At 41.4% G+C, this 14,833-nt stretch carries 12 protein-coding genes; 7 read left to right on the top strand and 5 right to left on the bottom strand.

Annotated features, from left to right (window positions below):
• Nucleotides 1–27 precede the first annotated feature (27 nt).
• Both HDE70_RS17925 and HDE70_RS17920 read left to right on the top strand, forming a co-directional pair.
• A complete protein-coding gene (locus HDE70_RS17925; protein ID WP_260161201.1) occupies nt 28–1,023 on the top strand; it encodes a PorP/SprF family type IX secretion system membrane protein in 996 nt (331 codons plus the stop codon).
• Nucleotides 1,024–1,032: 9 nt separating this feature from the next.
• Nucleotides 1,033–3,036, top strand: coding sequence for an OmpA family protein (locus tag HDE70_RS17920; RefSeq protein WP_183891448.1), 2,004 nt, complete (start codon nt 1,033–1,035; stop codon nt 3,034–3,036).
• 29 nt (nt 3,037–3,065) lie between these two features.
• On the opposite strand, the gene HDE70_RS17915 is transcribed toward HDE70_RS17920, so the two are convergent.
• Entirely contained in the window at nt 3,066–3,434 is a 369-nt protein-coding gene (locus HDE70_RS17915) for a PleD family two-component system response regulator (RefSeq protein WP_183869998.1), read from the bottom strand.
• A gap of 85 nt (nt 3,435–3,519) precedes the next feature.
• Here HDE70_RS17915 and HDE70_RS17910 point away from each other — a divergent pair, with 85 nt between their 5' ends.
• The 3 genes from HDE70_RS17910 (at nt 3,520) to HDE70_RS17900 (ending at nt 5,576) form a co-directional block, all read left to right on the top strand.
• The gene (locus HDE70_RS17910) at nt 3,520–3,708 is read left to right on the top strand and encodes a hypothetical protein (protein ID WP_183869999.1); all 189 of its coding nucleotides are present in this window, start codon (nt 3,520–3,522) and stop codon (nt 3,706–3,708) included.
• Between the two features lie 66 nt (nt 3,709–3,774).
• Entirely contained in the window at nt 3,775–4,938 is a 1,164-nt protein-coding gene (locus HDE70_RS17905) for an iron-containing alcohol dehydrogenase (RefSeq protein ID WP_183891447.1), read from the top strand.
• 134 nt (nt 4,939–5,072) lie between these two features.
• On the top strand, nt 5,073–5,576 hold the full coding sequence (locus HDE70_RS17900) for a GAF domain-containing protein (protein ID WP_183870001.1): 504 nt from the start codon (nt 5,073–5,075) through the stop codon (nt 5,574–5,576).
• A 10-nt stretch (nt 5,577–5,586) separates the two neighbouring features.
• On the opposite strand, the gene HDE70_RS17895 is transcribed toward HDE70_RS17900, so the two are convergent.
• Nucleotides 5,587–7,584 (bottom strand): S8 family serine peptidase, encoded by a 1,998-nt coding sequence (locus tag HDE70_RS17895; RefSeq protein WP_183891446.1) that lies wholly within the window; start codon nt 7,582–7,584, stop codon nt 5,587–5,589.
• 141 nt (nt 7,585–7,725) lie between these two features.
• Between HDE70_RS17895 and HDE70_RS17890 the strand changes: the two genes are divergently transcribed.
• Nucleotides 7,726–8,196, top strand: coding sequence for a carboxypeptidase regulatory-like domain-containing protein (locus HDE70_RS17890; RefSeq protein ID WP_183891445.1), 471 nt, complete (start codon nt 7,726–7,728; stop codon nt 8,194–8,196).
• Nucleotides 8,197–8,535: 339 nt separating this feature from the next.
• Entirely contained in the window at nt 8,536–8,952 is a 417-nt protein-coding gene (locus tag HDE70_RS17885; protein ID WP_183891444.1) for a GNAT family N-acetyltransferase, read from the top strand.
• A gap of 560 nt (nt 8,953–9,512) precedes the next feature.
• Here the strand turns inward: HDE70_RS17885 and HDE70_RS17880 are convergent.
• From HDE70_RS17880 to HDE70_RS17870, 3 genes are read right to left on the bottom strand one after another with little or no spacing between them, the layout of a single operon-like run.
• Nucleotides 9,513–10,364: an N-acetylglucosamine kinase gene (locus tag HDE70_RS17880; protein WP_183870005.1), complete on the bottom strand. Its 852-nt coding sequence runs from the start codon at nt 10,362–10,364 to the stop codon at nt 9,513–9,515.
• 17 nt (nt 10,365–10,381) lie between these two features.
• Nucleotides 10,382–11,695, bottom strand: a complete 1,314-nt coding sequence (locus tag HDE70_RS17875; protein WP_183870006.1) for a TolC family protein — start codon at nt 11,693–11,695, stop codon at nt 10,382–10,384.
• Nucleotides 11,696–11,711: 16 nt separating this feature from the next.
• Nucleotides 11,712–14,825 (bottom strand): efflux RND transporter permease subunit, encoded by a 3,114-nt coding sequence (locus HDE70_RS17870; protein WP_183891443.1) that lies wholly within the window; start codon nt 14,823–14,825, stop codon nt 11,712–11,714.
• Between the last annotated feature and the right edge of the window lie 8 nt (nt 14,826–14,833).

The raw sequence follows: 14,833 nt of genomic DNA, 5'->3' as shown, positions 1-14,833 counted from the left end.
GACCCATTAACCTGAAATATGAATAACATGAAGAAACTATCAAAAATCATCGTCTTGGGCTTGTTGTGCATTACGGGAGCTTCGAAGGTTAGTGCGCAGATCGATCCTCACTTTTCACAATATTATGCCAATCCATTATGGCTTAACCCGGGTTTAACCGGGGTAATCGATGGAGACTACAGAGTATCAGTAAATGCTAAACAACAATGGGGATCAATCTCCCATTCTTACCTCACAGCAGGCGCCTCATTTGATATGGCGCCTACTAAAAATCTTGCTTTTGGAGGGATGATCCTGAATCAGAATGCAGGAGATGTGAGTTATAATTACCTGAATGCGCTGGCTTCGGCTGCTTACCGGATTCGTTTTGGCCGTGCCGGTTTAAACATGATCAACTTTGGTTTGCAGGCAGGGATATTAAACAAGAGTTTTGATCCTTCGAAAGTTACACTGGGCAACCAGTTTAACCCTGGAACCGGATACGACCCGGGTTTACCCTTTAATGAAAACTTTACATCCAGTAATACACTCGTGCCTGATGTCAATGTCGGTGCGATGTACTTTGATGGAAGCGGAGACAAACGTGTCAATGTATTTGCAGGAGTTGCAGCCAATCACCTGACCAGGCCAATTGACCGTTTCCTTGGAAATGATGTCAGAATACCTATCCGCTATACTGCGCATGGCGGTGCCCGTGTTAAAGTGAATGATGTATTTGATATTACGCCAAATGGACTTTACATGAAGCAAGGAAATGCCCATGAAACTTCGATTGGGGCTTACGGACAGTTTTATGTTAATCCGGAAGCAGACCTGATGTTTGGATCGAATTACCGTTTTGATGATGCTGCAATAGCTTTCTTCGGGTTGCACCTGAAAAATATGACTTTTGGGGTAAGTTATGACTTTAATACTTCGGGGCTTAACCGTGCAACAGGAAGTAAAGGTGGATTGGAGTTGTCAATATCCTTTACCAGCCGCAAGGGGATTTCAGGTCCTAACTTCTTTTGTCCACGCTTATAACCCACAAATATGAAACCTCTCAGACTATTGCTTTTGATCTGTTTATTAAGTACAGGAGCACAGGCCCAATATGTAACCAATAATAAAAGAGTTGCTGATGTATATTTCCAGAACAAGGACTATTATGCGGCGGCCGAATACTATAAAAAAGCATTAAATATTTCAACAGATACAACGGGTTTTGTTGTGCCTTATGCTTTTGAAGCTAAGGTGAAAAAAGAGAGTCCAAAACGACCTGAATATGAATATTGTGTTTTTCAGTTAGCTTCTTCACTCCGGCTTTATAAGGACTTTAGGGGAGCAGAAGCCTGGTACGCCATTGCCAGAAACTTCAGCGACCCTAAGTATGCCTTAAGCTTATTTTATTTCGGAGAAAGTCAGCGTTCCAATCAAAAATTCAACGATGCAATTATTTCCTTTAAAGAGTTTTTAACTAAATATAAGGGGAATGATGACTATGCAGAGAAGGCAAAACTTGAAATTGCTTCTTGTAATTTCGCGATGTATGAAATGCGTTATCCACGCTTATATAAATTCAGTAAACTGCTGAATCAAATTAATGATCAGGGTTCTAACTATGCACCTCTGCTGATGAACAATAACTTCTATTTTACTTCATCCAGACCTGTTGCGGTAGGTAATAAAACGCAGACTGTCCGGGACAATAAGATGAAGACTAAAGTTGTCAAAGCAGAGAACCCTTTTATCAATGCAATTTATTCGGCTTCCGGAAACCCGCAGAGAACATCAACCACGGTGAAAAAAATGGGTACACCTGAAAAAGGTAAAGAGTTTGCTGCTCCGGCATTCAGTCCTAACGGAAGGGTCATGTATATGACGATCTGGAGCGGGTCAGGTAATAAAAAGATATACCAGGTGAATGTTTCCAGAGGTACCGGAGATGTCTGGGCAGCGCCAAAAGTGCTGGGTACAGAGGTTAATGTGGAAGGGTTTAACTCGATGCAGCCTTTTGTTACTAAAGATGGAAAATACCTTATTTTCTCTTCAGACAGACCTGGCGGATTGGGTAAGTTTGATCTTTGGTATTGCAAGCTTCGTAGTGATGGTACTTTAAGCGAAGCTTCCAATATGGGAAATACAATCAATTCTAAAGAGAATGATGAGGCGCCTTATTATAATGACCGGAATAAAAAATTACTGTTCAGCAGTGATGGAAGAGTAGGCATGGGCGGACTGGATTTCTATGAAAGCTCGGGCGACTTTGGTACCTGGACGGAGCCAAGAAACTTAGGGTTCCCGTTTAACTCTTCAAAGGATGATGCTTATTTTACCCCATCCGATAGTGAGGATAGCGAAGGATATATCAGCTCTGACAGAGAGTCGGTATGTTGTCTGGAGATCTTTCATGTCAAAAAGGATTTCCTGACTGTAGAAGGAACAGTGCTGGATTGTAAAACCAATTTACCATTGGATAGTGCGGTGGTTACCCTGACAGACTCGACACAGGTTATGAAGGTAATTACTGAGGCAGATGGTAAATATAGGTTTAAGGTTAATTCTAACCGTCAGCTAAGAATAAAGGCGGAGAAGAACCTGTATTTCAAAAAGGTGCTGAGTTATAATTATGATGAACTGGCTAAATTAGATACGCTCCTGAATCCGCGGATCTGTCTGGATGGGTTCATTATCAATAAACCAGTTATCCTTGAAAATATCCTGTACGACTTTAATAGTTATAAGCTTAATCCGGCATCAGAAGTTATCCTGGATAAACTCTACCAGAAACTGGTTGACAATGAGACACTGGAAATCGAGCTGAGCGCACATACCGATAATGTAGGTAAGGCTGCTTACAATCTGAAGCTGTCAGAAAGAAGAGCGCAGTCGTGTGTGGATTACCTGGTGAAAAAAGGTATTGCTGCCAGCAGGATAACCGCTAAGGGTTATGGTTTTAGTAAGCCTATTGCACCCAATCAGCTTCCTAGTGGAAAAGATAATCCACAAGGCCGTCAGCTGAACAGAAGAACTGAATTTAAGGTTACCAAACAATAAATACTCAAAGCCTGCCTTGAATAATGAATTCAGGCAGGCTCTTTTAGTAACTGCTTTAGCTTATCCAGCAGCACTGCCATCTCAAATGGTTTTTCCAGGTAAGCATTTGCCAATAAACTTTCCCGCATAATATAGTCTTCAGAAAATCCACCCGAAATTAACATCACTGGAAGATGAGCAGTAGCTGGTCTGGTTCTGATTTCCCTGAATATTGCTCTTCCATCCATTCCGTCCAGTCTGATATCCATCAGGATAATATCGGGCCTGAATTCTTCGATAATCCTGAAGACAGGTCTTCCGTTCATCAGCGGAAAAACCTTATAATTGTTCTCCTCGAGAACCATCTGAATGACTTCCAGTAAATCCGGATCGTCTTCTACAACTAGTATTCTATTCATAATTTTAAAAAACATCCTGAACAAACAGAGTGCCATGATTAGCAGAAAGAATTGATACTTTTGTTTTATTATTTATAAAAGACACATGCAGCCGAAAGAACAAATAGAAGCAATTGCTAATACCTTACTCCCTAGTTTTATACCGAAAGATAATCAGGAAACGACGTTGTCTTTTCATTTTACTTTACCTCCGGATAATAGTTATAAAGTTTTTTTTGAAAAAGATGCAAAGGCAAAATGGCAGTTTATACGCTATGAGCAGGCAGAGCGTTAAGAGATAGGATTAAAGAGTTTAGTCTGTAAAATTTAGAAGCTATTTTAGCTTATTAACCATAGAGGTATGTTGAATTTCGAATTTAAGAATCCGGTAAAAATAATATTCGGTAAGGGGCAGATCGTAAAGATCAGCCAGGAGATTCCGGAAAATGCAAAAGTTTTATTGTTATATGGGGGTGGAAGCATCAAGTCGAATGGTATCTATGACCAGGTGATGTCGGCGCTTAAAGGCTTTGATGTAACTGAGTTTGGTGGTATTCCGGCAAATCCTGAATATAAAGTATTAATGCAGGCATTGCAGGTTATCAAAGAGAAACAGATTACCTATTTGCTCGCTGTTGGTGGTGGTTCAGTTATTGATGGCACTAAATTCCTTTCGGCTGCGGCCCTGTATCAGGGAGATGAGCCCTGGGATATACTAAAAAATAAGATCAGAACGGACAAAGGAATGCCTTTTGGAACTGTATTGACATTGCCGGCTACTGGTTCGGAAATGAATTCTGGTGCTGTGATTACAAGAGCAGATACGCAGGAGAAATTCGGAATGGGCGGACCTGGTTTATTCCCTGAATTCTCTGTGCTGGATCCTCTGGTGGTAAAATCTGTTCCACAACGACAACTGGCCAATGGGATTACGGATGCATTTACACATGTACTGGAGCAGTATATGACTTACCCTGCGGAGGCATTTTTACAGGATAGGTTTGCGGAAGGAATCCTGCAGACACTGATAGAAATTGCGCCCAGGATTCAGAAAGATCCATCAGACTATGAAGCCGCAGCTAACTTTATGTGGTGCTGTACGATGGCTTTAAATGGGCTGATTCAAAAGGGGGTACCTACGGATTGGTCTGTACATGCTATTGGGCATGAACTGACGGCATTGTTTGGGATTGATCATGCGCGTACGCTGGCAATTATTGTACCCAGACATTACCGGTATAATTTTGAGCAAAAGAAGGAAAAACTTGCACAGTACGCAGAGCGTATCTGGGGTATTCAGGAAGGTACGGTTGATGAAAAGGCAGAGCTGGCTATCATCAGAACGGAATCTTTTTTCCATTCTTTAGGTATTGATACTTTACTTTCTCAGTATACTGATGAGTATGAGGGTACTGCGGAGAAAATTGAAGCGCGGTTTACCGAAAGGGGATGGTTAGGTTTGGGAGAGCATAAAAGCATTAAGCCTGATGATGTAAGAAAAATTGTAGCATTAAGTTACTCGTAATTACCTATCTTACACCAAACAGGAATAGGATTATACTCCTGTTTGGTGTAACATTTTTTTGACAGAATATTTTAAAAGGGTATGGTAATTGTATAGGTTCGCAGGTATAAGTTATACAAGTAATAAATAACACATTGGAGAATACTTTTGGAAGGAATATAATTCCACAGAATGAAGAGGCGCGTTTAGAGAACTTAAAAAAGTATAAAATTTTGTATACCAAATCAGAACCGATATTTGATCAGTTAGCTGCGGTTACAGCAACGATGTTAAAAGTCCCTTTGGCGATGATCAACTTTGTTGATAAAGATCATGTATGGACTAAAGCTGACCAGCAGGGTGATTTTGGTAATGAGGTAGAAAGGGGGACAAGTCTTTGCTCGCTGGCTATATTGAGAGACGAACTGACGGTTTTCGAAGATGCATTGGTAGAACCATGTCTGATGTCTAATCCTTTAGTTGTAGGTGAATTTGGTCTTAGATTTTACGCTGCGGTACCAATTACAACTTCAGAAGGTTTTAACATTGGTGCGGTCTGCATTGTAGATAAAAAGGTAAGAACATTCACTCCTGAAGATAGAAAAAAACTAGAGTGGGTTGCTCAGCTTATCCAGATTGAGATAGAAAAGAGAGCATAACCCATTCATATTATTTAGTGCAGATGAATTTCTTAGTATAAGAGTTCTGTCCTATTTTTACGACCATAAAATAAATACCACTCGCATAGTGTGTCAGATCTATCTGACTATAATACACACCTGAAAAATCATTTTTCTTCTCGCTGTAAAGTTTTTGCCCTGATATATTGAACACGTCGATGGTGACATCTTTTTTGTCAGTTAGATTGAAATTAATATTTACTTCATTTTTTGCTGGAACGGGATAAACCACCATATTTAATTCCCCTTCGGTCACCTTATTTGAACCGAAGGCAGCATCACCATTTATTCCGGTCAGCAGGATAGAATAAGCTTGTGCCCCGCGTTTAAGTGTACCTTTATGGGATACGTTAAACCGGTATGTTTTTCCTGCAACTGGCTCATCAATTCTTACCTGTTCTACGTTATCCCTTGTATTGTCTCCTCTTGTTGCCGGTGCCGCTGGTCTGGCAGGATCAAGTATCCATGGTAAAAACGTTACGGATTCCTGAACTGCGCGCAGGTCAAGGTCATTGGCTAACCGCGGAGCTGGGTTGTTGAGTGCATCAAGGGTACTGATTGGGGCTACCTCGGGATCAGTCCAGCAGATTGTACCAGTTAACGGCGTTCCGCCTTTAGCAACTACATCAATAAATTGTTGTTCTCCCTGGGTCAGCAGATTTTCAGCAATTCTGCTTTTAAGATGGTTATCCAGTATCGCCTGTGCGGCAGCTTCCATATTCAATAAGCCCCATCCATAACTATAGTCCGGGCCCGGAGCACTGCCTGCTTCGGCTGCGGTACCAATTGCAACGGCTTTTAATGTGGCAGATCGCATGTAAGCTGAGTTATTCTGACGGCTGTAAAGTTCTTGTAAAAGCAGGAGTGATCCACTGACATTTGGTGTAGACATAGAGGTACCTGACAGGGTCGTATACCTGTCATCTCCTGCATTGCTGGTTGAAGTTACCCTCACGCCATCTGCTACTAAATCTGGTTTAATCCGGCCATCGTCTGTTGGTCCCCAGCTGCTGAATGTAGCCACCTGGATACGATCTGGTGTATAGGGACCAGCTGGTAGCGGATTGATAGCTCCTACAGTCAGAATGTTTTTTGCCGTTCCGTAAGTGGCTATATTATCATATTTATCATTGCTGCTCAGGCCTGCTGGTCTTTTGCCTGCGTCGGCCATCACTTTATCTGCATTGAACCTGTAATAATTTCCTCCTACTGGAGGCCCGTTAGATGACCTGTTATTGCCTACAGATTTGACTGGAAGGTAATAAGGTGCGTTGTAACAGATTTTATCCCAGTCTGAGGATTGAGAGTCGTAGTAGCCAAATTTATAGTCTTCTGTGGCACCTGGTGCGGCATAGAATTCCCAGCGCTCGGGATTGATATCTGTATTTAAAGACCAGCCTGCAACAACGCCATAGGAGTGATTGGAAATAAGCAATCCGGCGGCATTTTCAGACATTTCCGGGGTATCATTGTCGAAGTCAAAGGAGTAGAGTTTCGGAAGCCCGAATGCCATGCCTTTGGCAATTGGATTTACGCCTGCGGCCATCATTGTTCCGGCAACGTGTGTGGAGTGTTCTGATGTGGTCTGGGTTTTGTCCCGGATTTCAACTCTTCCGCCGGTAAATTCGACATGTGTGGTTAAAACACCGTCTCCATCCCATATCGCTACTTTTCCTGCTGGAATAGTGCTGCCACTGAGTGCGAGGCCTAAGCCTCCGCCATCATATAATTTATTGGTACGTGTGGTTGCTGCGGCGATCACATTGTTGTTGGTTGTATAATAAACTGGCAGTCCGGCATCGTCGAGGCGTTGCAGCCGCATTACTGATCCATCACGATCTCTTCTGGTCACGGCCCAGCCTTTCCTGGCGGCGATAGCAAAGGCGCTGAGCCTTTGTTTATTAGCGCTGTTTGTAAGGGCAATACTATTGGTTCTCAGAAATGTGGCATTGGTAACGCCAGGCATAATCACTTGTTGTGCGTGCACGGGCGAAAGTGTAAGACTTGCGCAGAATATTATGGATAATAGTCCACACTTTCGTAAATTGAGAGAATTAATCATAATGCACGGTAAATTGCTTGAATTGCGTTACGGGGTGCTTCAAATTTAACTTTAATACCTATACAGATGAAATTTTATTTAGCTATTTTTTGTTCGGCAATACTCCTGGTAAATTTTTCCTGTGCTTCGAGAACTTCGGGGCAGCAGGGTGGTATTCAGGAGGGTATAAAAGGGACGGTATCGGTGAAGGAGGGTAACTTTATGCCGGGGCCTGATCAGAAGTCTGGGGGCAATACGGGTAGGGTCACAAGACGTACTGTTTATATTTATGCGGTGACTACGGGGGCGCAGGCTGAGGGTGAGGGGCCTTTGTATAAGGCAATCCATCAGCCGTTAGTAGCGAAGGTGAAGGCTGATGAAAAGGGGTTCTTTCAGTGTAAACTGGCTCCGGGAGTGTATTCTGTGTTTACTGGTGAGGATGGTGGGATGTTCTTCGCCAGTTTGTCTAATGGTAAGGGGGAGTTGAATCCTGTAGAGGTTTTTTCGAAGCAGGTTACGGTTTGCAATATCGTGGTTAACCATAAGGCGGTTTATTAAGATTATTCTCTGGGTTTTTCAAGCTAAAAAAAAATAAATATCCTATGTTCGGACGACATTAGAAATGAATGTCCTCACATTAGGATATTCATTTTTTTTTCAGACTCTCCAACTGACGTTCATGTTGCTGGTTGGCGTGTTATAGCGAATGAGCTTATAATGAGAATAATCCGGATAGCTAAATGATTTTTAGATTTATAATCAGAGGTAAATTTTGATTAAGGTGTTTAATAGTTGATAAAGCTGTTTATTGGAGAAATTGGTTGTTGAAAAAAGCTGTTTGTTGGAGAAACTGTTTGGTGAAAAAAAGTTGTTTGATAATAAAGGGAAATTATAAAAATGGGAGTAATCGTCAAAGAAATAGAGGCAGCTGATACCTGGGGTTTACGGCACAGGGTGATGTGGCCTGAAAAATCTATTGACTATGTGAAATTAGACGAAGACAAAGATGGAGTTCATTTTGGCCTTTTTAATGATGAAAGGTTAGTCTCAGTGATCTCACTTTTTATTACTGGCAAGGAAGCACAATTCCGGAAATTTGCAACAGATTCCATAGTTCAGGGAAATGGTTATGGGACAAAACTATTACAACATGTTCTGTTGGTTGCGCAGCAAAATAAGGTGGAAACAATATGGTGTAACGCCCGTGTTGATAAGGCGTCATTTTATAAAAGATTTGGTCTGGTTGAAACTGATCAGAAATTCAATAAAGGTGGGATTGATTATGTAATGATGCAAAAAACGTTAGCTTCCTAAACATCACTTTGACTCTTAATCCGGGATTTTAATATCCTGCGTTAGCATACTATGCTGCTGCAAAAAAAAAATGTTAACTTCTTGAACATCACCGTGACTCGTAATCCGGGAGTGTTAATATCTGTGTACCTTGTGCCTGTGAATTAGGTTATTATATCGTTTTAAGCATGGCCACAATTAAAACATGACTATAATTAATCAGCATCAACAGGGACTGAGCACTCTATCATATTTCGTCCATCAGACTTGTCTTTCAGTTTATTAATCATATCTCAATCTTCATATAAGTATTTCTGATTAATACTTAGAATTATTACATCTGATTAGTATTTCTGACTTCTGACTGGCACATCATATGGATTCTTCTTATAATTCTTCACCTTGCTGCGCAAGAACAGTATCTCTTGTTTTTCTGCCAGCTAACATATCATATTAACACATCTACCAGCAAATGAACGTCAGTTGGAAAGTCTGAAAAAAAAGAATATCCTAATGTGAGGACATTCATTTTTAATGTCGTCCGAACATAGGATGTTCTTTTTTTTACAGCTTGAAAAACCCTAGAGAATCCCCTCTTTTTTCAGAATATAATTATAAATCCCCTCAATCGGCTTCTGCATAATCCTTCCTAACTTCAACCCGTTCAACTCGCAAACCTGTTTCAGCGTATCCTGATAATAATAAGCAACCGACCCTACAAAGTGGCAATCCAGCGTCTTATAATCCTTAAAATTCTTGATATTCACATCAATGAACTCCTGAAAACCATCAATTAATAACTGATTGATAAAAGGATGCTCCCTGTTCGGGTACATAAACCTGCTGAAACCCGCCAGATAAGTATTAGGAAATGGTTTTTGATAAACATTAGTGATAATAGTTTCCTTATCTGTATTAAATTCCTCCGCAAACAGCGTTCGCAAATCCTCAGGCATCTGTTTATACAAATAAGAAGTAACAATCTTTTTTCCGAAAGTAGTGCCGGAGCCTTCATCGCCCAGGATATAACCCAGACCATAATTGCTATCATAAGTAGAGATGCCATCAAAATAAGAAACATTTGAGCCCGTACCCAGGATACAGATCAGTCCCTTCTGATCGCCGCAGGTTGCATAAGCGCAACCAATCAGATCATTCTCCACACTGATAAAAGCCTTCGGAAAATACAAGGATAAACCATTGGAAATGACCTCATGTTTATCAGGAGTAGAACAGCCCGATCCATAAAAATAAATCTCCCGGACGTCAGCAGCAAACTCCTCTGTTACCTTCAATTTGGTGAATATCTTAAAGATATCCTGTGCATTTAAAAAATAAGGATTGATGCCCTGTGTGCTAAAACTGATGGTCTTACCATCTTTATACCCCAGCCAGTCTGTCTTTGAAGAACCGCTATCTGCTACTAATATCATAAACGAAAGTAATCAACTTATTGAACATTTAAAGTACCGCTAATCTCTTTTAAATTAATTTCTGTTAGTTTAGCCTGATATTGGGCATCCAGAAACCGGATAATCGCATTGATCGAATTCCTTTGTGCCTCGCGCAATTCCAGCGGACTGATACTACCCAAACGATACTTTTCAAAAGTAATATCCAGATTTTGCTTAGCCAGATCTACATTTCCGGTTTCCACCTTTAACAAATCAAGATTTGTTATATAATTCTGGTAAGTGGCATTCAGCAAAGCACTCACATCCTGCTTTGTTTTATCCAGGCTTAACTCCGTAGAATTTAGCTGTACTTTAGCATTGCGCTCATTTTGTCTCTGCAAAAAGCCATTGAAAATGTTGAGGCTCGCTGTTAAACCATAAGTAAGTCCGTTAGCCCTGAATTTCTGATTAAACCCCGTTGGGCTCGTACTCCTGGAAAACTCATAACCACTATTAACAGCTACCGTAGGATAACGCTGACCTTTCACCTGTTTCAAACTCAATGCGGCAATTTTTTTGTTGATCAAAGCATTCTGTAAAGTTGGATTCAGTCGTTCCATTGATAACTCCAGGTCAGCCAGCTTCAGATCATTCTCAATATTCAGACGCTCATTTACGGCAAATACAATATTCAGATCTCTTGCCATTAATTGATTTAACGTAATTCTGGAAGTATTCAGAATGTTTCTCTGTTGCAGATATAACGTCGTATCTGTATTGTAATCTACCTTTGCACTTAGCACATCCAGTCTGGAACCACGTCCAATTTTTAATTTGTTGTCTGCTATGGTTACTCTTAAACGGGAAATTTTTAATGCGCTGTCCGTTGCCAATACCAACTGCTGCTGTCTGACTAAAGCATAATAAGCAGCTACCACATCAGAAACAGTATTCAATATGGTCAGCTTACCATTGACTTCACCCTGCTTTTGTAATTCTTTTAATCTATCGTAATTTGCGAACATCTGGAACCCGTCAAAAATTGTCCAGTCCAGCGCAACACCATAGCTTAGATTTGTACTGCGTACACCACTGGATTTTTTCTCCGGGCCGGTTGCAGGGGTTTGAACTGTATTTTGTCTGCTGCCCCCATTACTGAAAGTTCCGGCAAGTCCGGGAAGCATACCAGCGTTTCCGGCATTCAGGTTGTTTTTGGCAATCTGGATTTCATTATTGACCAATCTGATATCATAATTGTTCTTTAAAGCCGTACTGATTGCGCTCTCCAGGCTGAGTGTGTCCTGAGCTACCACTGCTTTTGTGCAGCAGACTATCAGGAAAGCTAAGATATATAAGAGATGCTTATTCATTGTCTATACTAGTTATTTAAGCCGAAGGATTATTTTCTTCAGCCAATGCTGCTTTTAAGGATTCTTGTAAATCAGTATTCGTTTGATGTTCTTTAGACCAGTAAGAGTAAATCGAAGGGATTACAAATAAAGTAAGAACCAGTGAGAAAGTAGTACCACCTACAATCACAACACCCATACCCATACGGCTTTTTGCTGCTGCACCCAATGCCATAGCAATAGGCAGCGCACCGATGGCGATGGCTAAACTGGTCATTAAAATTGGTCTTAAACGAGAAACAGAGGCCTCTCTGATCGCATCATGTACACTTTTACCATTCTCTTTAAGCTGATTCGCAAACTCTACGATCAGGATACCATTTTTGGTTACCAGGCCAATCAGCATGATCGTACCGATCTGACTAAAGATATTCCAGCTCTGGCCAAATAACCATAACGAAAGGAATGCACCTGCTACCGCCATTGGTACAGTCATAATGATGATAACAGGATCTTTGAAACTCTCAAACTGTGCAGATAAAATCAGGTAAACTAACAATAAGGCCAATCCGAAAGCAAACATCGTGTTCGAAGAACTCTCCTGGAAATCGCGCGATTCACCACTCAGATCGGTAGAGAAAGTCTCATCTAAAATCTTATCCCTTATTCTGTCCATCGCCGCAATACCGTCTCCGATACTCTTTCCCGGAGCCAGGCCAGCAGAAACCGTCGCTGCCGTGAAACGGTTATTCCGATATAACTGTGGTGGGCTGCTTTCTTCTTTTGCACTCACCAGGTTGTCCACCTGTATCAGTTCGCCCTTATCATTTCGTACATAAACAGAACTTAAATCCAAAGGGTCTTTCCGGTTGCCGCGGTCAAACTGCCCGATTACCTGGTACTGCTTCCCATTCATAAAGAAATAAGAAAAACGCTGACCACTTAAGCCCAGTTGTAAAGTTTGCGCAATCGCCGAAACTGATACACCAAGGTTTCGTGCCTTATCCCGGTCGATAGTCAGGTTGATCTCCGGTTTATTGAATTTCAGGTTAACATCAGACACGGTAAAAGTAGGATCTTTACTTACTTCATCCATGAACTGAGGTACCTTTTCCCGGAGCTTATCAAAATTCTGAGCCTGTATAATATAACTGATCGGTAAACCTCCGCGGCGGCCTACTGAGATAGTCGGCTGCTGGGTAACCAATACTTTTCCTTCTGTATATTTCCTGGTGATCCGCGTTAGCTGTGCCGCAATCTCTTCCTGAGAACGACCACGCAATTCAGGATCAACCAGACCCATTCTGACAAAACCACTGTTTACAGCACCACTGCCACCAAAACTCGGAGAAGTAATCGTAATGTTTACATTTTTTTCCGGAATAGAGTCCTCGACCATTTTGGCGATTTTCATAATGAACTGATCCGTATAATCGTAAGATGAGCCCTCAGGCGTAGTAATGCTCATATTGATGGCACTTCTATCGTCATAAGGAGCTGTTTCTTTGGGTAAGATCTTCCAGAATAGCACGATAAGGCCTACACAGGCAACAATGATTGGAATGGCCAGCCATCTTTTATCCAGGAATTTATTCAGGTTTTTCGCATAGTTGTCATTCAGCATGACAAAATAGGGCTCAGACCATTCATAGAACCTCGATTTCTTATGTCCTGTTTTTTTCATCAGGTAAGCATTCAGCATCGGGGTTAAAGTCAGGGATACAAAAGCAGAGATTAGTACAGCTGCACCAATCACGATTCCGAATTCCCGGAAAAGCCGGCCTACAAACCCCTGTAAAAATACGACGGGTAAGAATACCGCTGCCAGGGTGATTGAGATGGAAATAACCGCAAAGAAAATTTCATTAGATCCTTTAATCGCAGCTTCAAAAGGAGAGTATCCTTCCTCTACCTTCTTGAAAATGTTTTCTGTAACCACAATCCCATCATCGACTACCAGTCCGGTAGCAAGTACAATGGCCAGTAAACTAAGTACGTTAATAGAGAAACCAAAAATGTACATGATAAAGAATGTAAATACCAGTGATACCGGGATGTCAATCAGTGGCCTGATTGCAATTGCCCAGTCCCTGAAGAACAGGTAGATAATCAGGATAACCAGTACCAGCGAAAGAATAATGGTTTCTGCTACTTCTGTTACTGAATTCTTGATGAAACGCGTGTTGTCCAGCGACACGTTCAGTTTAATATCTTTAGGTATGTCAGTTTTTAACCTTGCAAAACGCTTCTCAAATTCTGTTGAAATATCAAGGTAATTTGCTCCAGGTTGTGGAATTAAAGCTACTGCAACCATCGGCTTACCCGATTCCCTTAGAATAGTCTCCTCGTTTTCAGGGCCCATTTCGGCAAAGCCAACGTCTTTTAACTGGATCACATTGTTCCCGTCATTCTTAATGATCAGATCGTTGAACTCTTTCTCATTCGTTAGCTTACCTAATGTTTTTACTGTTAACTCTGTATTTGCACCAGTAATTTTACCAGATGGAAGCTCTACGTTTTCATTGTCAAGCGCGGTTACGATATCCTGAGAAGTCAAGCCGTAGGCAGCCAGTTTATTGGGGTCAATACGAATTCTCATCGCGTACTTTTTCTGTCCCTGAATCTGCACACTGCTTACTCCTGGAATAGTCTGTATCCGTTCGGCGATTACATTCTCCGCATAATCACTTAATTCAAGCTGATTTCTTTTATCACTCTGAATGGTCATAGTAATGATCGCATCCGAATTGGCATCGGCCTTGCTCACTACAGGATTTCCATCGATATCTTTTGGTAAGTTACGGGTAGCCTGCGATACTTTATCACGTACATCATTCGCGGCTTCTTCAATGTTTTTACCCAGGTTGAACTCTATGGTAATGGTACTGCTTCCCTGGTTGCTGGAAGAAGACATGTTCCTGATCCCGTCAATCCCGTTGATGGATTTCTCCAGAGGTTCAGTAATTTGTGATTCAATAATGTCTGAATTTGCACCGGGATAGGAAGTCCTTACGGAAACTACGGTCGGGTCAATATTCGGGAACTCCCTTACACCCAGAAAATTGTATCCGATAACCCCGAACAGCAGGATCATCAGGTTCATTACAATTGCCAGAACGGGTCTTTTTATACTCGTGGTGGATATACTCATTTCGGTCG

It is taken from the genome of Pedobacter cryoconitis (assembly GCF_014200595.1).
Taxonomy (GTDB): Bacteria; Bacteroidota; Bacteroidia; order Sphingobacteriales; family Sphingobacteriaceae; genus Pedobacter; species Pedobacter cryoconitis_C.
The sequence above is the reverse complement of the archived record's forward strand: the minus strand, read 5'-3'. Positions and strand labels throughout refer to the sequence as shown.

Bases quoted from the DNA above. Each gene is read 5' to 3' on its own strand.
- HDE70_RS17925 (WP_260161201.1), top strand. From the start codon at position 28: ATGAAGAAACTATCAAAAATCATCGTCTTGGGCTTGTTGTGCATTACG.
- HDE70_RS17920 (WP_183891448.1), top strand. From the start codon at position 1,033: ATGAAACCTCTCAGACTATTGCTTTTGATCTGTTTATTAAGTACAGGA.
- HDE70_RS17915 (WP_183869998.1), bottom strand. From the start codon at position 3,434: ATGAATAGAATACTAGTTGTAGAAGACGATCCGGATTTACTGGAAGTC.
- HDE70_RS17910 (WP_183869999.1), top strand. From the start codon at position 3,520: ATGCAGCCGAAAGAACAAATAGAAGCAATTGCTAATACCTTACTCCCT.
- HDE70_RS17905 (WP_183891447.1), top strand. From the start codon at position 3,775: ATGTTGAATTTCGAATTTAAGAATCCGGTAAAAATAATATTCGGTAAG.
- HDE70_RS17890 (WP_183891445.1), top strand. From the start codon at position 7,726: ATGAAATTTTATTTAGCTATTTTTTGTTCGGCAATACTCCTGGTAAAT.
- HDE70_RS17885 (WP_183891444.1), top strand. From the start codon at position 8,536: ATGGGAGTAATCGTCAAAGAAATAGAGGCAGCTGATACCTGGGGTTTA.
- HDE70_RS17880 (WP_183870005.1), bottom strand. From the start codon at position 10,364: ATGATATTAGTAGCAGATAGCGGTTCTTCAAAGACAGACTGGCTGGGG.
- HDE70_RS17875 (WP_183870006.1), bottom strand. From the start codon at position 11,695: ATGAATAAGCATCTCTTATATATCTTAGCTTTCCTGATAGTCTGCTGC.
- HDE70_RS17870 (WP_183891443.1), bottom strand. From the start codon at position 14,825: ATGAGTATATCCACCACGAGTATAAAAAGACCCGTTCTGGCAATTGTA.